The following is an 18,830-nucleotide window of genomic DNA, read 5'->3' as shown; positions in this document are numbered from 1 at the left end:
GATTACACGATGTCCGGCCGTCTGTGGTTCTTCCGACGCTGGCGGCCGCGCTCACTGCAGGCGCGCCAGATGTTCGCCGCGTCCGTGGGTCTGGTCGCGTTCCTGGCGCTGGCCGGTTATGCGCTCGATGCCGCCTTCGCCGACACGGCGAAGGCGAACCTGCGTGAGCGCCTGAAGAACTACGCCACCGCCTACGCGGCCGGCATCGACTTCACCCGCGACCGCTCGCTGTATATCCGCGAGCAGCCGCCGGATTCGCGCTTCGACGTGCCGGGCAGTGGCCTGTACCTGCAGGTGGTGATGCCGCACGGCAAGGGCAACTCGATGTCCGCCGAAGGCCCGATGCTGCCCACCGTGGGCGGCGGCCTGCTGGCACCGCGCCAGGAAGTGTTCGAAGGCCCGCTGCCGATGATCCAGATCGATGGCAGCCAGGGCTCGGTGTACCGCTATGGCCTGGGCCTGGTGTGGGATGCCGACGCCGATCCCGCCACCGAATTCCCGTACACCATCTACGTGATGGAAGACTCGCGCGCGCTGGGTGCGCAGCTGCGGGTGTTCCGCAGCCGGGTCTGGTTCTACCTGGGTGGCATCGGCCTGATCCTGCTGCTGCTGCAGACCGTCATCCTGCAGTGGAGTCTGCGCCCGCTGCGCCGCGTGATCACCGAGCTGACCAAGGTGCAGCGCGGGGAGACCGAGCGCATGAGCGAGCGCCACCCGCGCGAGCTGGAACCGCTGACCGACAGCATCAACGCCTTCATCGAAAGCGAGCGCGAGAACCTGGAGCGCCAGCGCAACACCCTGGCCGACCTGGCGCACAGCCTGAAGACGCCGATCGCGGTGCTGCGCACGCAGATGGACAGCGGCGCCGGCGACGGCGCGCTGCGCGAGGAACTGGACGTGCAGCTGCAGCGCATGAACAACCTGGTCTCCTACCAGCTGGCGCGTGCTGCGTCGTCGGGCCACAAGCTGTTCTCCGCGCCGCTGCCGATTGAATCCAACGCCGAGGAAATCGTGCGCGGCCTGGAAAAGGTCTATGCCTCCAAGGGCGTGCTGTGCGAATTCGACATCGACCCGGCCGCGCGCTTCCATGGCGAACCGGGTGACCTGCAGGAACTGCTTGGCAACCTGCTGGAAAACGCCTTCAAGTGGGCCAACCGCCGCGTGCTGCTGACCGCGCAGCCGCTGCCGGCACCGAACGCGCGTCGCGCCGGCCTGCTGCTGGCGGTGGACGACGATGGCCCGGGCATTGCCCCGGACGACATCGGCAAGGTGCTGCAGCGTGGCGTGCGTGGCGACGAGCGCGTGCAGGGCCACGGCATCGGCCTGTCGATCGTGCAGGACCTGATCAAGGATTACCGCGGCGAGCTGACCGTGGGCCGTTCGGCCGAACTGGGCGGCGCCCGCTTCGAAGTGCGCCTGCCGCCGGGGCCGTAGGCCACGCACTCCCGTTCGCCGGGCATCGCCTAGCGCAACAACGCATGGTGTTCCGGTAGTGGCGGGGGGGGGGGGGGGCCCCCCCCCCCCGGGGGGGGGGGGGGCGGGGGGGCGGCCCCCCCGCGCCCCCCGGTGGCCCTCAAACATCTTTTTTTGAGTGGGCTGTCCTGGGGGGGGGGCCGGGGGCCGCCACTACCGCAGTTCGATCTTCGGTGGCTCGCCATAGAACCGCCGCAGCTGCGCGGCCACTTCCGGCAACGCCTGCTGCAGCAGATCCGGCGCCGAGAAGTGGTACTCGCTGGCCACCGCGAAGAACTCTTCCGACGCCTCGGCCGCATACGGATCGATCAGCGTTTCCTCGCCCGCATCCACCTGCGCACAGAAGGCATCGTAGGCGCGCTGGAAAATGCCCGCCCATTCGCGCTGCCATTCGCGTGGCAGCGGCGGGGTGCCGTCCATCGCGCCATCCAGCGCATCCAGCTTGTGCACCATCTCGTGCACCGCCACGCAGTAACCCTCGTGGGGGGCGGCCAGGTCGGCCTGCACGTCGGCCCAGGACAGGATCAACGGACCGCTGTCCCACGACTCGCCGATCAGCTCGTCATCCCACTCGTGCAGCACGCCGGCCGCATCCATGTGGCTGCGGTGCACGCGGAACGCATCGGGGTAGACGATCAGCTGCGACCAGCCTTCCAGTCCTACCTCGCCGAACTCCAGCAGCGGCAGGCAGCACAGTGCGGCCAGCAGCACGCCGTCACCGGCCTGCAGCTGCAGCTCGCCGATCGGGGTAATGGTCTTCTCGTGCAGGAAGCGCGTAGCCAATACGCGCAGGCGCGCGCGGCGTTCGTCGTCCAGGCCGTGCAGCCAGGCCGCGCGGCGGCAGGCGTCTTCCCAAAGTACATCGTCGATCGGCCGCGGCGCTGGCCGCAGCCACTGCAGCAACGACTTGATCAGCGGAACATTCCCGGCAGGTAGCTGTGCCACTTCGGCGCGCGGATACGCTGCAGCACGTCGTCGTCGCTGCCACCGCCGCCGGTGCTGGTGGCACTGCTGGCGGCCGGGCGTACTGCCGCCGGCTTGGTGGTGGCGGCCGAGGCGGTTGCGGTCGGTGCGCGCTGTGAGGCGGCATCACCATTGGAGGACACGCAGGCGCCGCGGCTGTCGTCCAGCGCTGCTGTCGCAGACGCCGCGAAGGGCATCGTCAGCAGGATCAGGCAATGGGCATAGCGGCGCATTGACGACATCCACGTTAAGGGAAGGTGAGTTCCCGATTCTAGCCCGAACCCGGCGCCCTGTTGGAAGCCCCTGCGGAACCCAGCGTGGCGGGCGTCGCTGGCGGCTTTCCCGCATAATTCCTTTCTGACTTCGTGGAAGCTGCCGTGGACGATCGCCAATTGCTGGCCAAACTCGCTGCCGGTCGCCTGTCCGGCGACGCCCTGGCCCGTGAGCTGGGTCAGACCCGGGCGGCCATTTGGAAGCGCATTCAAGGACTTAGGGCCGCCGGTGTGGACATCGAGGGCCGCGCTGGCGAGGGCTATGGCCTGACCCGCCCGGTCGACCTGCTGGACCCGGACGCGATCCGCGCCGGCCTGCCCGCCGGGGTTCTGCCGCTGCTGCACGACCTGCAGGTGGCCTGGACGGTCGACTCGACCAACGCCGAATTGCTGCGTTGCAGCGCGCCCCTGCGCGGGGTGAGTGTCCTGCTGGCCGAACGCCAGACCGGCGGCCGTGGCCGTCGCGGCCGTACCTGGGCCTCGCCGCTGGCCGCGCATATCTACCTGTCGGTGCTGCGCCTGTACTCCGGCGGCCTCGGCCGCCTGGCCGGGCTGAGCCTGGTGGCCGGCATCGCCGTGGCCGAAGCGCTGCACGACCTGGGCTACACCCAGGCGCAGCTGAAGTGGCCGAACGACCTGATCGTCGATGGCAAGCGCAAGCTGGTCGGCCTGCTCGCAGAAGGTGGTGGCGAGTACGCCGGCCCGGCACGCGCGGTGATCGGCATCGGCATCAACACGCACATGCCACCGTCGTTCGCCGAACAGATCACCCAGCCGTGGGTGGACCTGGATACGCTGGCCGGCAAGCCGGTGGACCGCAACGTGGTGGTCGCCGCCGTGCTGACGCGCCTGCTGCCGGCGCTGGAAGAATTCGATCGCGAAGGTCTGGCGCCGTTCCTGCCGCGCTACGCCGCGTTCGACATGCTGGCCGGCCGCGAAGTGCGCGTGGAACTGGAAGGGCAGTGGCAGCACGGCACCGCACTCGGCCTGGCCGATGACGGCGCATTGCGCGTGCGCATCGATGGCCTGGAACGCCTGCTGCACGCCGGCGAAGTCAGCGTGAGGGCGGCATGAGCGATTGGTTGTTCGACCTGGGCAACTCGCGCTTCAAGTTCGCGCCGTTGCAGGGTGACCGAGCCGGTGATGTGCAGGCCTGGGCGCATGGCGCCGAAGGCATGGCCGGGCAGCCGCCACACAGCCTGCCCAGCGGCCGCACCGCGTTCGTGGCCAGCGTGGCCGCACCCTCGCTGACCAGCGCCATGCTGGATCAGCTGCAGCGCCGCTTCGAACACGTGCATGTGGTGCGCACCAGCGCCGAATGTGCCGGCGTGCGCATCGCCTATGCCAAGCCGGAAAAGTTCGGTGTTGATCGCTTCCTGGCCCTGCTGGCTGCCGCCAAGGCGCAGCGCCCGGTGCTGGTGGTCGGGGTGGGCACCGCGTTGACGATTGACCTGCTCGACGCCGACGGCCAGCACCACGGTGGTCGCATTTCCGCATCGCCCACCACCATGCGCGAAGCACTGCACGCGCGTGCGGTGCAGCTGCCGGCCACCGGCGGCGACTACAGCGAGTTCGCCAACGACACCGCCGACGCGCTTGCCTCCGGCTGCGATGGCGCCGCGGTGGCGCTGATCGAACGCAGCGCGCAGCAGGCGCACACGCTGCTGGGCGTTGCGCCGTCGCTGCTGGTGCATGGTGGCGGCGCACCGGCGCTGATGCCGCTGCTGTCTGGCGCCGATTACCACCCTTCGCTGGTGCTGGATGGCCTCGCCCGCTGGGCGGTGCACCAGCCCGCAGGCTAGTATCCGCGCATGCTGACCCGTGCCCTGATCGTCGTACTGGCAATCCTCAATCTTGGCGTCGCCTGCTGGTGGCTGCTGCGCGATGCACCGCAACCGCCTGCGCCGCCGCCGCAACCGGCCGGTGTGGCCGAGCTGCGCTGGGTGCCCGGTGGTGTGGATGCCCATGCCGCAGCCGAAGCCACTGCCGCCGCCCCGACCGCACCGCTGATGGAGCGCGAACCGGTGGAGAAGACGGCTGTGGCTGCGACGCCGGCGCCCGCCGCCCCGGCCCAGCCGGAGGTCGCCAAGCCGCAGGTGGCTGAGGCTACGCCGGTTGCCGCCGCTGCCAAGCCGGTAACACCGCCTGCACCGGCCCCGGCGCCGGAAAAACCCGTAACCCCGCCCGTGGCTGCCGAGCCGCCGCGCTGCATCGCGCTGGGCCCGTTCGCCGACCGCGCCGCCGCGAGCAGCGCGCAAGGCAAGGCCGGCAACGTCATCAGTCAGGTGCGCCTGCGCGAACAGCCTGCTGCCAGCGGCAGCGCCCGTTTCCGGGTGATGCTGCCGGCCGCCGCCAATCGCGAAGAAGCCCAGGCCACGGTGAAGCGCATCGTCGCCGCCGGCCTGAGCGACTACTACATCATCAGCCAGGGCCAGGACATCAACGCCGTGGCGCTGGGCCAGTACCGCAACCGCGAAGGCGCCGAGCGCCGCATGGCAGCGGTGCAGGCCGCGGGCTTCCAGCCGCGCCTCGTCGCCAGCGGCGACGCCGGCCAGTGGTGGCTGGAAGGGCAGCTGGCGGCGGGCACGCAGCCGGCCCAGGCCCAGCAGCGCAGCGGGGCGGCACAGAGCCGGTCGCTGGAATGCACACGGTTGCGCTAGAATCTCCGGACCGCGGCGCTGCCGCCGGTGATCCACCCTTGCCGCTTTAGCTCAGTTGGTAGAGCAACTGTCTTGTAAACAGTAGGTCATCCGTTCGATTCGGATAAGCGGCACCATCTCATGCAGGCGCATCCGTGCGCTGTACGTTCTGGAAGCAGCCAGCGCGCTGCCGGCCCAGAGAACTGCCAAATGTGGGCCCGGACCGGGTTTGACCATCTACCTGTATTGTGGGCCGCTCCGGCACTAACGCCCGTACCAGATGTTGAGATGCCGGGGAGTAGTAGAGTGTCTTCGGGATGCCGCCCATGCGGCGAGGCTTTACGGCCCCCGACCACATCATGGAGCAAGCTGGATGAGCAGGCTTCCCGTAGTCATCCTCCTGTGCGTCGCAACGACAGCCTGTGCTGGCGCGATCCGATGGGCTGAGCCACAGGATTTCAGTTTCTCCATGGTGGACAACCCGAAGGAGAAGCGATACGACATCGCCCTCACGTCTTCTGCCACCGCGCCGTTGTGCCTCATGAAGGAAAACTGGCCTGCTGAAGACGGCACATTTCCGACGGGGGACGAAGGGGCAGTCCTGACCATGACCACGGGCCTTCTGCAGCCCAAGGCGGTCATGACCGCGTACTGCCCGGGAGGATGTGGTGAGGTTCGCTTGGAGCCAGGCCAGACCATGCGGTCAACGATTGCCTATGCAGCATTTGGTGATGCAGAAATCGTCGCAGTTGACCCTGTCCGCTCGCTATCGTTCCGCGTTCAACCCTTCTACTGCAAACGTTAGTCCGTGCCCCTCCAGGCACTCCGATCATCGTTTCTGTATATCGCCAGCGCGATGTTCGCGTCGGTCTGCTTCTCTTCGATTCTCCACACAGGGGTGCGTCTGCTTCGATCGTAGGCCGTGCGTGGGTCGAAGACAGGTAGCAGCACTCCCTATTTGCTTCCTGCAAATGTGAAAAAGCCGCCTTTCGGCGGGATTTCTGTCCCAAGCCGTTGAGTCAACCTGGTGACGCAGCAAGGGAAGAGTAGTGCGCCGATTCGATCGGCGTACATCGAGCTTCGAATCATCGGAGTCGATCTGGGAAATGGATTCAATGAGGAATTTCGCGTTTCCCTGCGGCCCACCAATCGGCTCGACGAAAGCGACGGTAGCGGATGAGGAAAGTTGTAATTCGATCCATGACGTCTCTTTTATGTTGATCTTCCGAGCGAAGAAAACTAGCTTCACAGCGTTGTCGGCAGACGCGAGTGAGTTCTGCACAACATCGAGATTCCACGCCGCATAGGAGCGGCCTTTCGGCACTACGAAGGCCGCGGGTTGGAGCAATCAAAGAGGGCGCGTCATGGGATTGACTATCGAAGAGGGCAGGGTAGCGACCATGGGATGGTTGATGGTTGGTACGGTCCGCTGACCCATGCTCCAGCGCATCGCTAGATTCTGGCCTATAGGATTCTCTCTGGTGGCTCTGGCATTACTTGGAGCAAGGGTCACGCAAGTCATTGATGCGACCTCACACTACACGGCGATGGCAATCCTGTTGTTCACCGGCGTGGTGATTCGCAAGCAGGCGTCTGGGCTGTCCTTCGCCCGCTTTGCCGCACGTTGCTTGGCTGACATCCGTCGGCTGATGATTGCGTTGGCGCGGCTTGAATGGCGAGTGCATTGCTCGATCCTCGGAAAGTTTGCATGGATGAACTCGTCCGTTGATGACGATGACAAGGTGTTTGGTTTCACCAAGGCCGTGGATTATCAGGGGGCATTTGTGCTGATGCTTCTCCTGGCCCTGGTAGAGATCCCCATCGCTCACTTGTTGGTGTACTGCTTTATCGAGGATGGCAGCAGCCTGCTTCTTCATATCATCCTTGCTTATCTCACCATCTACGGATTGATTTGGATGGTCGCGGACCGGCGCGCTGTCGGACACTCTTCCCATCGACTATCGAGCAGGAGATTGCTGGTGCGGATGGGGTGGAGGTCCAGCATGGATGTTCGCGTGCAGGATATACGGGGTGTAACGCTGCTGCAGTCGAGTCTGGGTGCGTGGGCGGAATCAAAGGCGATTGATCGCCGGGACCTGACGGTGGTTTCTCCGTTGGACACACCTAACATCGTGCTGGAGATGGAGAGTCGCGATACCTACCTGAGCCTGCTTTCCGTCAAGCCGATTCCTCGCTATCTGGCCTTGTTTGTTGACGAGCCGAAGTTGATGAAGTCCGCAGTGGAGAACGTAATGAGCGGACAGCAACGTCAATAGCGGGTCACTTCAGGGTTGATGCGGGGAGCCGCAATGAGATGCGCGAGCGGCAATGCAGGGGCTCACTCCATTCGAACCTGCAACGCCACATACTCCGTCAGCCCGCGGCAAGCCAGCATCAGCCCCTCGCGCACACCGTCGCCGATATCGTCCTTCTCTTCCCCGTCCACGCGCACGCGCTCGGCGGCGTGGTACAGCTCCAGCAGCGACACCAGGCCAACCGCGGCGCGATCCCTGCGAGCGGCAGCCACCGCTTCACCAGGTGTGCCTGCCGGCCCCGGCCACGGCTGTCCATCGGCGGCGTCCCCGGCCTGGATGCGCTGCAGGCAGCCGGGCAGGTTGATGGGCGCGGGCGCCTCATTGGCGGCGGCGAAAGCGGCTTCCAACGGCTGCGCCAGTTCAGGTGGCAGGCGCAGCGCGGCCTCGCCCAGGGTGGCGGTCAGGTACGGGTGGTGGGTCTTGGGCATGCGGGCATCCTCGTCGGGAACAGAGGTGCCACCCGAAGAGGGTGGCGGGCGATGCGTGGCTTCCAAGACCGGGTCAACGAATCGGCGGGCACGAGGCCCCCACGCACCGCCCGCCGTCGATCGGCTAACGGATTGCCAGCCGGCGCCGTACTTGGGAGGACGACGCCGGCTGGCAAGCGTATACATCGTTGACAACACGGGCTTGGAAGTCCCGACCACCTTTGCAGGTGGCGATTCATCATGCGCACGTGAAATCACCGCCCGCCAGTCGTTTGTTTCGATGGCATCGGGAGATCTGAAAGTAAAAATGAATTATCGCGTTTGACCCGTTTCGGGCATCGCAATGCCAGAAGCGACATATCGCGCCTAGCTGCAACCAACGACGAATCCTGGTGCGTCTTGCTGTCGCACAACCCTTCATGGCCCAGAAAGTACAGCCGGCTTAACCGTCCCGGCAAAGCTCCAAGAACACCCTATCAGACATGAATCCCCACGCGCGCCACGCGGATCTTGATATTCCTCGCGGACAGCCCGCAGCGCCCTACCGCATACTGCCGCTACAAGCCCACCCTGGGCCCTTTCGGGATAAGCACATGCGTCGCCATGCCCTGCCGCTCACCGTCGCACTGTTGTCCACCGCCTTCGTGGCGCCGGCCATGGCGGCGGTACGGTTCTTCAACGCCAGCTGCCCGAGCGGCATCGATGTGCACGCCGACGATGGCGGGCCGGTCTACGTGCAGGGCCGCGAGGCCACGCTAAAGCGCTTCAACGACCGCTATTTCGAAGCACGCGATGCCAACAGCGGCATCACCCTGTCGATCAGCCCCAACGATGAAGGCACACCGCAGATCAGCTACACCGGCCGAGGCGGTGCCAATGGCATCTGCCAGGTCAGCACCACAGGCACGCCCGCGTCCGCCGCAGACAACGCAGGCCCTCGCGACGCTGCCGCCGGGGATGCCGCGCTGCCGCGCGAGATCACTTGTGAATCCACCGGCCAGCAACAGGTGTCATGCGACTTGAACACCCGCGGCAACGTGGAAATCGTGCGCCAGCTCAGCCACACCCGTTGCGAACAAGGTCAGAACTGGGGCCTGTCGCGGCATTCGGTGTGGGTCAATGGCGGGTGCCGCGCGGTGTTCCGCAATGTGTCCTCGGTGACTACCCCCGCGCCGGCAGGCGATACCGCATTGGGCGCCTGCAACATGCGCAAGGGCGCGCAGGGCGCACTGGTCACCCAGATGCCGGTGGGCAACGAATACCAGGAGCTGATCATCGATTATCCCGAGGGCCGCTTCCTGTGCATGACGCGCAACAACGGCCAGGTACAGAGCGTGACGCCGGTTCGCCGCCATTGACCGGCACGCCTCAGCAAACTGCTGAAACCAGAACCTTGCGCCCTTGGCGAGGGTTGCGCAGCAGTGAGCGATCGCCCGCTTGGGTGGATGAACCTTGTGTCTGGACCACTGCGTCGGTGTCGAGATTCAGTTCTTATGGGTCGGGTTCTTGCTCTTTGGGGGATTGAGTGGGCCAACAGTGACGTTGCCGCTGCCACCGCCGCAGTTTCCATGACAGCCGCCACTGACCGGTGCGCCACCACGACCGCCACCGCCTTGACCGGCACCTGATCCGCCACCTGACCCGGTACCACCCGCTGCCGGTGGTGGGCTAGTGATGGACTCACGCGAAGTTCCATTCCAGTCGCGACTGTCTGTCATCTGGTAGGTCACACAGTACGAACGGGTGCACACGATGATCTTGGAGCCAGGTTGAATTGAATGCTCAAAGGTCCCATGGTTTTTCTTGTTTGTTACTTGTGTATACCTCACCAGGAACGCCTTTGTAGCGACGTCCGGGATGGGAGTCTGTCCGCCACAGTCGGAGCAGGAAACCGGGCCGTATACGTTGGATGACCAGCCGAATGGCCAGTTCGCGAAGGCGAGTGGCAGCATTGCACCCAGTACCACGATGGTCGCAAGCATCACCAGCATGATCTTTACTTTGTTCACTTCGGTACCACCCGTTGATGGATTCTGAGCGCGACCAGTCATTCGCAGCATGACTGGTAGATCGCATTGGATAGGTTCTGCGAGCGGGCAAATTGGTCTGCGTCCATGCCCGTGGACAACCTGTTTACGGATTCCGTCGAGTATTCAGTAGGGTTTGCTCGATGCAGGGCCATCCAGTAGGCGAGGCTCTTCTCTGTGGATCTCCCGGCGATGATTCCTCTCGCGTAGATGTTCGCGAGGGCTTCAATGGAATCGACGTTGCCGCGCGACGCAGAGTCCTCCAGGTAGCTCACTGCGTTCTGGCGATACTCGACCAACCTTTCAGGGTCTGAGAGAACGTCACCCAAAGTGCCAATGACCGCGCGCGGGTTCTGTGCGTAAACGAGCCGCCCTTCGATCGATCCCTGCGCGGCTGCCAATGCGAGCCAGTTCACATCCAGGATGTCCTTTCTCGCGGTCAGGCCCCGGCAGTCCTCTATTTCCCGTTCAACTCGTCTGGAGAATCCCTCGCCGAGGCCGATTGACGCATACGCTCTGTACTCTTCGTCATCGCCAGGGTCGAGCGCTTGCTTGCAGCTGGAAACCCGCGAATGTATCTGATAGCTGGCGTGCCCATCTCCCGCTTTCGAGTTCGACAACTGTGCGTCGATGAAATCCACGGCATCGCCGTTGAAATCGGGTTGCGTCATCTCAATCCGGAACGCCTTGCGCCCCAATGGAATCTGTGACGCTGCAGTATTGTGGCCAGGGCCCTCGCTGCCGTTCCGCTGGAAGGGGAGAGCGGGTACCGGGGCTTCGTGTTCAACTTCGCCCTTCGATGAGACCTCGCTGTTCGGCGGGTAGGCAATTGCGAACGCGACGATTGCGATGGATGTGGCGGCTGCCACTGCGATGTAGAGGTGTTTGCTCGCCAATGGAGTGCTCTCCGGCCGGGGTCGATTGAATGTTCCGGCAGACCGTGTTCGTTTGATCGTTCCTGTTCCATGTCCCACGCAGACGTCATGACGCACAGATGGCGGAGTCAGTCACCCAGTGAGCGACGACGCGGCGGGTGCGTGTTCCATGCGGTTCAACGGAGAAGCCTTTGCCGCGTGTCATGGCGAGGGGAACGATCGCAGGCATTGCTGGATGTGTGTAGAGCCGAATCCGTCGCCACCGTGATGCTCATCACGCCTATGGTCTCTTCCTACGCATCAGGCCGGGCAAGCCCTACACGGCAGGGGCCGCCCCCATCCTGCTGCACCGCCGCGAGTGGTGTCACACAGCTCTGGCTAGACTGTGCTTCTTTTTCCCCACCGCAGGAGGCACCCATGGCCCATCCCATCTCCGTATCCCTGATTGGCGTTCCCACCGATGTGGGTGCGGGCCATCGCGGTGCACGGCTGGGGCCGGAAGCGCTGCGCGTGGCGGGCCTGCCGGAGGCGCTGGAGGCGCGCGGCGTGGACGTGCGCGACCTGGGCAACCTGGATGGCCCGCGCAACCCGTGGACCGCGCCGGTGGAAGGCTACCGTCACCTGGATGAAGTGGTGGCGTGGAACCATGCGCTGATGGAAGCCAGCTACGCCGAACTGCAGGCCGGCCGCATGCCGATCATGCTCGGCGGCGACCACTGCCTGGGCATCGGTTCGATCACTGCGGTGGCGCGCTGGTGCCGCGAGCAGGGCAAGACCCTGCGCGTGCTGTGGCTGGATGCGCATTCGGATTTCAACACCAGCGACGTGACCCCGTCGGGCAACATCCACGGCATGCCGGTGGCCTGCCTGTGCGGCCTCGGCCCGGACGCGCTGACCCGCCTCGGTGGCACCGTGCCGGCGATCACCCCGGCGCAGATGCACCAGATCGGCATCCGTTCGGTGGACCCGGACGAGAAGCGCCTGATCAAGACCCACAAGGTGGATGTCTATGACATGCGCTACATCGACGAGAACGGCATGAAGCGCACCGTGGAAGCAGCGCTGGCAGGCATCGACGAGAACACCCATCTGCATGTCAGCTTCGATGTGGATTTCCTCGACCCGAGCATCGCGCCGGGCGTGGGCACCACCGTGCCGGGCGGTGTGAACTACCGTGAGGCGCAGCTGGTGATGGAAATGATCGCCGACACCGGGCGCATGGGGTCGCTGGACATCGTCGAGCTCAACCCCTTGCTGGACAAGCAGAATGCCACCGCCGAACTGGCCGTGGACCTGGTCGAAAGCCTGTTTGGCAAGTCCACTCTGATGCGCGACTGAGCGCCTGGCCTGAACGGATCGGCGATCCGTTCACACCCGCTCCACGCCACTGCCGCCAGATTGCACTTCACGCGGCGGTAGTGGGCGTTGGCCTTCTCCCGCCGAGCGAAACAATCCCATCCGCGAATGAAGCGGTGTAGCGGCAAACCCAAGGAGAAGCCCATGAAGCGCGTAGTTGCCCTGATGCTGTTGTCGATGTTCTCGGTGGCCCTGCTGGCCGGTTGCAACACCATTGCCGGTGCCGGCAAGGACGTGCAGAAGGCGGGCGAAAAGGTCGAGGACACCGCGAAGGGCCGTTGAGCCCTGCACGGAACGGAAAGAGAAGAAGGGCCGGGGGTTTCCCCGGCCTTTTTTTGTGCGCGCGTTCTGCTGCAGGCCTGTGCAAGCGGAGTGAACCATTCAAGCAGGTGAGCAGCGCTTTCATGGGCGGTTGACTGCTGCTCAACGGCCGCTGCGCGAAGCTGGAGCCACGGTAAGAACGCCGTTGCAACCAAGGACTCCCAGCAATGAACAAAGACATCATTTCCGGCAAGTGGTCGCAGCTGAAGGGCAAGGCTCAGGCCAAGTGGGGCGATCTGACCAACGACGACTTCGATGTGGCCGAAGGCAATGCCGAGTATCTGGCCGGTCGCCTGCAGGAACGTTATGGCTGGGCCAAGGACCGCGCTGAGAAGGAAGTCCGTGAGTTCCAGGACAGCGTGAGCAAGGACTACCCGGACTACAAGTAAGCGCTACGGTTTTCCCCCACAGCACAACGCCCGCACCGAGAGGTTGCGGGCGTTGTGTTGTCTGGGTGGGAGGATCAGCGTACCGGCGGGTCCGGCACGTAACGGTTGGGGAAGGCCTGCGGTTCGCGCGGCAGGCGTGAGGGCGAATCCACCAGGATGCCGCGTGCGCGCAGATTGCGGGCGCTGTCGTAGCGCAGCTGCAGCACCTGCGCCGGGCTGCGGCTGGCGCGTTCGAAGTCGGTATCGCGTACAGAGGACTGTTCGCGTGCGCCGTGGCCGGTGCCCAGCGCTGGCGCCTGCGACTTGCTGGCGTAGCCCTCGATGCGGCTGTTGCTGGCGCTGGCATCGGCCGCCGCTTCTGCCGCCGGGGCTGGCAGCGGCAGGCCACGGCGCAGGATCGGTTCCGGACGCCAGCGACGCGCTTCCTCGAACACCGCCACGCCGACCACACCGATGTTGTCCGGGCGGCCGGTGCGGCTGGCATAGCTGCCGCTGGGGCTGCTGAACACGAACTGCGCCACTTCATCCTGGCTCTTGCGCCAGCCGGTGATGTCGGCGCGCTGGCCGGGGTTGAGCACGTAGCCGGTCTGTGAGGGATCGGCATCCTCGCCGGAGATGGCGTTGACGCCGTCCACCGACAGCACCACCAGCACCCGGCGCGGGCTGTCGTTGTACAGGCGCACCGCGTAGCGGTGGCCGCGCTCACCAGCCACCCAGCGCTGGCCCTCGGCGGGGTAGCTGCGCAGTTCGGTACCGCGGTCGCGGTCGACCAGGGCCATGCGCACGGGGCCGCCCTCGTACACCGGCGGTGGCATCGGGGCGGGGCGGAAGCCGGCCAGGGGCAGGATCAGCAGCAGGGGCAGCAGGCGTTTCATCGGGCGTCTCCAGCGGGGTTGCGTGAATGAACGCGCCGCAGGCCCTGACGGGGTTGGTGGCGTGCAAGGTAAACTGGCCCCGTTCATCGAAGGTTACCCCACGCAGTCATGACGACCCGAGTCCTTACCGGCATCACCCCCTCCGGCACGCCCCACCTGGGCAACTACGTTGGCGCCATCCGTCCGGCCATCGCGGCCAGCCGCGCGCCGGGGATCGAGAGCTTCTTCTTCCTGGCCGACCTGCACAGCCTGATCAAGTCCCAGGACCCGCAGCGCACCCAGCGCGCGACCCTGGAGATCGCGGCCAGCTGGCTGGCCTGCGGCTTGGACCCGGAACACGTGTGGTTCTACCGCCAGAGCGACATCCGCGAGACCACCGAGTTGATGTGGTTCCTGACCGCCATCGCCAGCAAGGGCATCCTCAACCGCGCGCACGCCTACAAGGCGGCGGTGGACAAGAACCGCGAGGAAGGCGTGGACGAGGACGCAGGCGTCAGCGCCGGCCTGTTCATGTACCCGGTGCTGATGGCCGCCGACATCCTCATCTTCAAGGCCAACCAGGTACCGGTGGGCCGCGACCAGATCCAGCACATCGAGATGGCGCGCGATTTCGCCCAGCGCTTCAACCACGTGTACGGCAAGGAGTACTTCCCGCTGCCGGACGTGGTGATCGACGAGCAGGTGGCGACGCTGGCGGGCCTGGATGGCCGCAAGATGAGCAAGAGCTACCACAACACCATTCCGCTGTTCGTGCCGCGCGAGGAGCTGAAGAAGCTGGTGTTCTCGATCCTGACCGACTCGCGCGCGCCGGGCGAGCCGAAGGATACCGAGGGCTCGGCGCTGTTCCAGATGTACCAGGCGTTCGCCACGCCGGAACAGACCGCGGAATTCGCCAAGGCGTTCGCTGCGGGCATCAGCTGGGGCGATGCCAAGCAGCAGCTGTTCGAGCGCATCGACAGCGAGCTGTCGCCGCTGCGCGAGCGCTACAACGCGCTGATGGCCGAGCCGGAGAAGATCGAAGCGCTGCTCAAGCGCCGTGGCCAGCAGCTGCGCGAGCAGCTGGCGGCACCGCTGCTGGACGAGCTGCGCCATGCGGTGGGTCTGCGTGACCTGTCCACTGCGGGCGACATCGCCAGCGAGGACGCCGGCGTGGCCCGCGTGGCACCGCCGCTGTTCAAGCAGTACCGTGAAAAGGATGGCCGCTTCTACTTCAAGCTGACCGCCGGTGACGGCACGCTGCTGATCCAGAGCGAAGGCTTCGATTCGCCGCGCGATGCGGGCCAGCTGATCGCGGTGATCAAGCAGGCCGAGCAGGGTGACCAGCTGCAGAGCGAGCTGTTCAAGCTGGACGCCGAAGTGGACGCGGTGCTGGCCGCCCTGGCCGTGCTGCGCGCCGACTGATCGGTAGATGCCGACCTTGGTCGGCGCCGTTGAAGGGTGGATGCCGGCCAGCGGCCGGCACTACCACGGCATTTGCATGGGAAATGCCGGCCAGCGGCCGGCACTACCCGAGAACGAAGGTCATGGCATGATGTCCGCGCGCCGCCGGCGCGATGACATGGAGTCTGCGATGGCCTGGTTGTCGCTGCTGCTGTTCCTGCCCTGGTTCCTGCTGCTGGGCAGCCTGTACTGGCTGTTCCCGCGCCAGCCGCGCACCGCGCGGCGGCGCCTGTTCGACAGCACCACCCTGGTGCTCGCATTTGCGCTGAGCATCGTGTCGATGCTGTGGGGCTACCGCATCGGCGTGGTGCAGCCCGGCGCTGGCCCGATCTGGCCGCAGGTGCTGGCGGTGCTGTACGCCTACGGCGCGTTCCTGGCGGTGCTGGTGTTGGCCCTGCTGCTGCGGCCGCGGTTCGCATTGCGCTGAACCTGGCGGTGATGATGGCCACCGCTGAACGTGCTCCTGGTAGAGTCGACTGTTAGTCGACTGCTTTCCCGTCAGACGTGGAGAAATACCCGCGCTGCGCCCGCAAGTCGACTAACAGTCGACTCTACCAGGCCACCATCCGGCCAAAGCCATGCGCCCTCCGACCAAAGCCGCATCGAACCCGGGCCGCCTGCGCGCCTACCATGGGGGTCTGTTCCCGATCCTGCCAGGTGCGTGCCGATGACCGCCGACCCCAGCATCCACACCATCGATACCGGCTTCCAGCGCCCGGATTTCGATGCGGCTTACCTGATCGTTGAAAACGGCCGCGCCGCGTTCGTCGACTGCGGCACCGGCCTGTCGGTGCCGGCCATGCTGCAGGCGCTGGCGGATGCCAGCCTGGGCGTGGAGGCAGTGGACTGGCTGCTGCTCACCCACGTGCACCTGGACCACGCCGGTGGCGCTGGCCTGCTGATGCAGCAGCTGCCGAATGCGAAGGCGGTGCTGCACCCGCGCGGTGCACCGCACATGATCGACCCGACCCGGCTGATCGCTGGCGCCACGGCGGTATACGGCGCCGAAGAGATCGCGCGCAGCTATGGCCGCATCGAGGCGATTCCGGAGCACCGTGTGGTGGTGGCCGAAGACGGCCACCGCATCGACCTGGCCGGCCGCGAGCTGGTGCTGCTGCATACCCCGGGCCACGCGCTGCACCACTACTGCGTGTGGGATGCGCGCAGCCGCAGCTGGTTCACCGGCGATACGTTCGGCATCTCCTACCGCGAGCTGGACAGTGCGCAGGGCGCTTTCATCTTCCCGACCTCCTCGCCGGTGCAGTTCGACCCGGAAGCGATGAAGGCCTCGATCCGGCGCATGCTGGGCTACGGCCCGCAGGCGATGTACCTGACCCACTACGGTCGTGTGGAACAGGTGGAGAAACTGGCCGACGACCTGTTCGAGCAGATCGATGCAATGGCTGCCATCGGCCGCCAGTGCGACGGGCGACCGGACCGCCACCGCTGCCTGCTGGCCGCACTGCAGGCGCTGTACCTGGAACGTGCACAACTGCATGGCTGTGCGCTGGACGATGCCGCGGTGACCGCTGTTCTGGCGATGGACATCGAACTCAACGCCCAAGGCCTGGCGTGCTGGCTGGATCGCATCAGCAAGTAGATCCACGCCATGCGTGGATGACGTTGGCCCAGGCTGCGCCGCGATGTCACGACCACGTTACACTCTGGTGACTTCCAAGCTAGCCGTGGTATTGCCGTGAATCCGATGCGCGTGTTGCTGCTGTCGTCCTGCCTGTTCGTCGGTGGCCTGGCCCATGCGGCCAACGACCTGCCGGGTGGCGGCATCGATCCGCAGGCACTGTCGCGCCATGTGCGCGTGCTGGCGTCGGATGAATTCGAGGGCCGCGCGCCGGCCACCGAAGGCGAAGAGCGCACGGTGCAGTACCTGATCGAGCAGTTCCGCAGCTATGGCCTGCAGCCGGGCGGCGTGGACGGCAGCTGGGTGCAGCCGGTGCCGCTGGTGCGCGCGCAGCTGGAGGGCGCGGCCAAGGCCAGCCTGTCGCTGAAGCAGGGCAAGCGTGCGCTGGCCAATGGCGTGGACGTGACCCTGCAGAGCCTGCAGCCGCGCAAGCGCGTGCAGATCAAGGATGCGCCGCTGGTGTTCGTCGGCTACGGCATCGACGCGCCGGAGCGCCAGTGGAACGACTACAAGGACGTGGACCTGCACGGCAAGATCGCCGTGGTGCTGATCAACGACGCCGATTTCGAAGCCGATGCGCCGGGCGCGTTCGACGGCAAGGCGGTGACCTACTACGGCCGCTGGACCTACAAGTTCGAGGAAGCCGCACGCCGTGGCGCCGAGGGCGTGCTGATCGTGCACGAGACCGCGCCGGCTGCATACGGCTGGGCCACGGTGAAGAGCTCGGGTACTTCGCCACTGTTCGACATCGAGCGCGGCCAGGCCGAGGCGATGGCCCAGCACACCCCGCTGCGTGGCTGGATGCAGCGCGAGCTGGCCGAGGCGATCTTCGCCGACGCCGGCCTCGACTTCGATGCCGAGAAGCGCAAGGCGATGCGCGCCGACTTCCGCCCGGTGGCGCTGGACAATGCAAAGCTGAGCGTGGATTTCGCGCTCAAGCGCGAGCAGGTGGTGACCCGCAACGTGGTGGCCAAGCTGCCCGGTGGCGAGCATGGCGACGAGGCGGTGATCTTCTCCGCGCACTGGGATGCCTTCGGTATCGGCCAGCCCGACGCCAAGGGTGACCGCATCCGCCGCGGCGCGATCGACAACGCCACCGGTGTGGCCACCGTGCTGGAACTGGGCCGCGTGTTCGCCGCCGGCCCGCAGCCGCAGCGCACGCTGTACTTCGTGGCGCTGACCGCCGAAGAGAAGGGCCTGCTGGGTGCCAGCTACTACGCCGCGCACCCGCTGGCGCCGCTGGACAAGACCGCTGCAGTGCTGAACATCGAAATGTTCAGCCCGGATGGCCCGACCCGTGACATCGCGTCGTGGGGCAAGGGCCGGGTGTCGCTGGAAGGTGACCTGGAACGCGTGGCCAAGGCCCGCGGCCGCAGCTACAGCCCGGACCCGAACCTGGAAGCCGGCTTCTTCTACCGTGCCGACCACTTCGCCTTCGCCCGCCTGGGCGTGCCGGCGATCACCATCGGCCCGGGGCTGGACAAGCTGGACGGCGGCGTTGAAGCCGGCCGCGCGCTGCGCGAGAAGTACTTCGCTGACTGCTACCACCAGGCCTGCGATGCCTGGACCCCGAGCTGGGACCCGAGCGGCCATGCCGCCGACACCCTGCTGGTCTACGACCTGGGCGCCGAGCTGGCCAACAGCCGCCGCTGGCCGACGTGGGAAAAGGAATCGGAGTTCCGCGGCGCGCGCGACAAGAGCGAAGCGGCCCGCCGCTGATGGGGTAGTGCCGGCCGCTGGCCGGCAACCTCATGAACCTTCGGAAAGAATAATGAGTTGCCCGCCAGCGGCCCGCCCGACCCGCGCGGTCGCCACAGC

General features: G+C 65.9%; 19 protein-coding genes and 1 tRNA gene. 15 read left to right on the top strand and 5 right to left on the bottom strand.

The features are described 5' to 3' along the window. Positions 1-9: 9 nt before the first annotated feature. Positions 10-1,434 carry an ATP-binding protein gene (locus ACJ7C5_RS15105; RefSeq protein ID WP_088023432.1) on the top strand — a complete coding sequence of 475 codons (1,425 nt, stop codon included), beginning with the start codon at positions 10-12 and terminating at the stop codon, positions 1,432-1,434. Positions 1,435-1,626: 192 nt separating this feature from the next. Here the strand turns inward: ACJ7C5_RS15105 and ACJ7C5_RS15100 are convergent, their stop codons facing one another. After that, positions 1,627-2,418, bottom strand: coding sequence for a M90 family metallopeptidase (locus ACJ7C5_RS15100; RefSeq protein ID WP_412704345.1), 792 nt, complete (start codon positions 2,416-2,418; stop codon positions 1,627-1,629). Beyond that, on the bottom strand, positions 2,385-2,669 hold the full coding sequence (locus ACJ7C5_RS15095; RefSeq protein WP_088023438.1) for a hypothetical protein: 285 nt from the start codon (positions 2,667-2,669) through the stop codon (positions 2,385-2,387). Before ACJ7C5_RS15095 ends, ACJ7C5_RS15100 begins: the two co-directional genes overlap by 34 nt. Positions 2,670-2,813: 144 nt before the next feature. On the opposite strand from ACJ7C5_RS15095, the gene birA reads away from it, so the two are divergent. From birA to ACJ7C5_RS15065, 6 genes are all read left to right on the top strand, one after another. Continuing rightward, positions 2,814-3,782: a bifunctional biotin--[acetyl-CoA-carboxylase] ligase/biotin operon repressor BirA gene (gene birA / locus ACJ7C5_RS15090; protein WP_412704344.1), complete on the top strand. Its 969-nt coding sequence runs from the start codon at positions 2,814-2,816 to the stop codon at positions 3,780-3,782. Then, a complete protein-coding gene (locus tag ACJ7C5_RS15085; protein WP_412704343.1) occupies positions 3,779-4,510 on the top strand; it encodes a type III pantothenate kinase in 732 nt (243 codons plus the stop codon). The genes birA and ACJ7C5_RS15085 overlap by 4 nt, the downstream gene beginning before the upstream one ends. 9 nt (positions 4,511-4,519) lie before the next feature. Next, complete coding sequence (locus tag ACJ7C5_RS15080) at positions 4,520-5,368, top strand: SPOR domain-containing protein (RefSeq protein ID WP_412704342.1); 849 nt, start codon at positions 4,520-4,522, stop codon at positions 5,366-5,368. A gap of 40 nt (positions 5,369-5,408) precedes the next feature. After that, positions 5,409-5,484, top strand: a tRNA-Thr gene (locus tag ACJ7C5_RS15075). Between the two features lie 236 nt (positions 5,485-5,720). Then, complete coding sequence (locus ACJ7C5_RS15070; protein ID WP_412704341.1) at positions 5,721-6,152, top strand: hypothetical protein; 432 nt, start codon at positions 5,721-5,723, stop codon at positions 6,150-6,152. Between the two features lie 631 nt (positions 6,153-6,783). Further along, positions 6,784-7,623: a hypothetical protein gene (locus tag ACJ7C5_RS15065; protein ID WP_412704340.1), complete on the top strand. Its 840-nt coding sequence runs from the start codon at positions 6,784-6,786 to the stop codon at positions 7,621-7,623. A gap of 62 nt (positions 7,624-7,685) precedes the next feature. Here ACJ7C5_RS15065 and ACJ7C5_RS15060 read toward each other — a convergent pair whose 3' ends face one another. Then, on the bottom strand, positions 7,686-8,090 hold the full coding sequence (locus ACJ7C5_RS15060) for a hypothetical protein (RefSeq protein ID WP_412704339.1): 405 nt from the start codon (positions 8,088-8,090) through the stop codon (positions 7,686-7,688). Positions 8,091-8,683: 593 nt separating this feature from the next. On the opposite strand from ACJ7C5_RS15060, the gene ACJ7C5_RS15055 reads away from it, so the two are divergent. Next, complete coding sequence (locus tag ACJ7C5_RS15055) at positions 8,684-9,448, top strand: DUF3011 domain-containing protein (RefSeq protein ID WP_412704338.1); 765 nt, start codon at positions 8,684-8,686, stop codon at positions 9,446-9,448. A 689-nt stretch (positions 9,449-10,137) separates the two neighbouring features. On the opposite strand, the gene ACJ7C5_RS15050 is transcribed toward ACJ7C5_RS15055, so the two are convergent. Continuing rightward, entirely contained in the window at positions 10,138-11,013 is an 876-nt protein-coding gene (locus ACJ7C5_RS15050) for a hypothetical protein (RefSeq protein WP_412704337.1), read from the bottom strand. Between the two features lie 396 nt (positions 11,014-11,409). Between ACJ7C5_RS15050 and rocF the strand changes: the two genes are divergently transcribed. From rocF to ACJ7C5_RS15035, 3 genes are all read left to right on the top strand, one after another. Next, positions 11,410-12,330 carry an arginase gene (rocF, locus tag ACJ7C5_RS15045; protein ID WP_094001609.1) on the top strand — a complete coding sequence of 307 codons (921 nt, stop codon included), beginning with the start codon at positions 11,410-11,412 and terminating at the stop codon, positions 12,328-12,330. 162 nt (positions 12,331-12,492) lie between these two features. Continuing rightward, positions 12,493-12,630, top strand: coding sequence for an entericidin A/B family lipoprotein (locus ACJ7C5_RS15040; protein ID WP_008266021.1), 138 nt, complete (start codon positions 12,493-12,495; stop codon positions 12,628-12,630). Between the two features lie 206 nt (positions 12,631-12,836). Further along, positions 12,837-13,058 (top strand): CsbD family protein, encoded by a 222-nt coding sequence (locus ACJ7C5_RS15035; RefSeq protein WP_004137109.1) that lies wholly within the window; start codon positions 12,837-12,839, stop codon positions 13,056-13,058. A gap of 74 nt (positions 13,059-13,132) precedes the next feature. Here the strand turns inward: ACJ7C5_RS15035 and ACJ7C5_RS15030 are convergent, their stop codons facing one another. Then, positions 13,133-13,933, bottom strand: a complete 801-nt coding sequence (locus ACJ7C5_RS15030; protein ID WP_412704336.1) for a hypothetical protein — start codon at positions 13,931-13,933, stop codon at positions 13,133-13,135. Positions 13,934-14,041: 108 nt separating this feature from the next. Here ACJ7C5_RS15030 and ACJ7C5_RS15025 point away from each other — a divergent pair, with 108 nt between their 5' ends. The 4 genes from ACJ7C5_RS15025 to ACJ7C5_RS15010 all read left to right on the top strand — a co-directional run bounded on the left by ACJ7C5_RS15025 (position 14,042) and on the right by ACJ7C5_RS15010 (position 18,731). After that, on the top strand, positions 14,042-15,334 hold the full coding sequence (locus ACJ7C5_RS15025; protein ID WP_412704335.1) for a tryptophan--tRNA ligase: 1,293 nt from the start codon (positions 14,042-14,044) through the stop codon (positions 15,332-15,334). A gap of 7 nt (positions 15,335-15,341) precedes the next feature. Further along, complete coding sequence (locus ACJ7C5_RS15020; RefSeq protein WP_412704334.1) at positions 15,342-15,800, top strand: hypothetical protein; 459 nt, start codon at positions 15,342-15,344, stop codon at positions 15,798-15,800. Positions 15,801-16,040: 240 nt separating this feature from the next. After that, positions 16,041-16,973, top strand: a complete 933-nt coding sequence (locus tag ACJ7C5_RS15015; RefSeq protein WP_412704333.1) for an MBL fold metallo-hydrolase — start codon at positions 16,041-16,043, stop codon at positions 16,971-16,973. A 105-nt stretch (positions 16,974-17,078) separates the two neighbouring features. Next, a complete protein-coding gene (locus ACJ7C5_RS15010) occupies positions 17,079-18,731 on the top strand; it encodes a M28 family metallopeptidase (RefSeq protein WP_412704382.1) in 1,653 nt (550 codons plus the stop codon). Positions 18,732-18,830 lie beyond the last annotated feature (99 nt).

The sequence above is a fragment of the Nocardiopsis yanglingensis genome, from assembly GCF_045809185.1.
Classification (GTDB): Bacteria; Pseudomonadota; Gammaproteobacteria; order Xanthomonadales; family Xanthomonadaceae; genus Stenotrophomonas; species Stenotrophomonas yanglingensis.
This window is presented reverse-complemented; position numbering and strand designations above follow the sequence as displayed.

Excerpts from the sequence above, each read along its gene's own strand:
- ACJ7C5_RS15105 (WP_088023432.1), top strand. The coding sequence starts at position 10 with ATGTCCGGCCGTCTGTGGTTCTTCCGACGCTGGCGGCCGCGCTCACTG.
- ACJ7C5_RS15065 (WP_412704340.1), top strand. The coding sequence starts at position 6,784 with ATGCTCCAGCGCATCGCTAGATTCTGGCCTATAGGATTCTCTCTGGTG.
- rocF (WP_094001609.1), top strand. The coding sequence starts at position 11,410 with ATGGCCCATCCCATCTCCGTATCCCTGATTGGCGTTCCCACCGATGTG.
- ACJ7C5_RS15070 (WP_412704341.1), top strand. The coding sequence starts at position 5,721 with ATGAGCAGGCTTCCCGTAGTCATCCTCCTGTGCGTCGCAACGACAGCC.
- ACJ7C5_RS15080 (WP_412704342.1), top strand. The coding sequence starts at position 4,520 with ATGCTGACCCGTGCCCTGATCGTCGTACTGGCAATCCTCAATCTTGGC.
- ACJ7C5_RS15020 (WP_412704334.1), top strand. The coding sequence starts at position 15,342 with ATGCCGACCTTGGTCGGCGCCGTTGAAGGGTGGATGCCGGCCAGCGGC.
- ACJ7C5_RS15055 (WP_412704338.1), top strand. The coding sequence starts at position 8,684 with ATGCGTCGCCATGCCCTGCCGCTCACCGTCGCACTGTTGTCCACCGCC.
- ACJ7C5_RS15040 (WP_008266021.1), top strand. The coding sequence starts at position 12,493 with ATGAAGCGCGTAGTTGCCCTGATGCTGTTGTCGATGTTCTCGGTGGCC.
- ACJ7C5_RS15085 (WP_412704343.1), top strand. The coding sequence starts at position 3,779 with ATGAGCGATTGGTTGTTCGACCTGGGCAACTCGCGCTTCAAGTTCGCG.
- ACJ7C5_RS15010 (WP_412704382.1), top strand. The coding sequence starts at position 17,079 with ATGCGCGTGTTGCTGCTGTCGTCCTGCCTGTTCGTCGGTGGCCTGGCC.
- ACJ7C5_RS15025 (WP_412704335.1), top strand. The coding sequence starts at position 14,042 with ATGACGACCCGAGTCCTTACCGGCATCACCCCCTCCGGCACGCCCCAC.
- ACJ7C5_RS15035 (WP_004137109.1), top strand. The coding sequence starts at position 12,837 with ATGAACAAAGACATCATTTCCGGCAAGTGGTCGCAGCTGAAGGGCAAG.
- ACJ7C5_RS15015 (WP_412704333.1), top strand. The coding sequence starts at position 16,041 with ATGACCGCCGACCCCAGCATCCACACCATCGATACCGGCTTCCAGCGC.
- ACJ7C5_RS15030 (WP_412704336.1), bottom strand. The coding sequence starts at position 13,933 with ATGAAACGCCTGCTGCCCCTGCTGCTGATCCTGCCCCTGGCCGGCTTC.
- ACJ7C5_RS15060 (WP_412704339.1), bottom strand. The coding sequence starts at position 8,090 with ATGCCCAAGACCCACCACCCGTACCTGACCGCCACCCTGGGCGAGGCC.
- ACJ7C5_RS15095 (WP_088023438.1), bottom strand. The coding sequence starts at position 2,669 with ATGCGCCGCTATGCCCATTGCCTGATCCTGCTGACGATGCCCTTCGCG.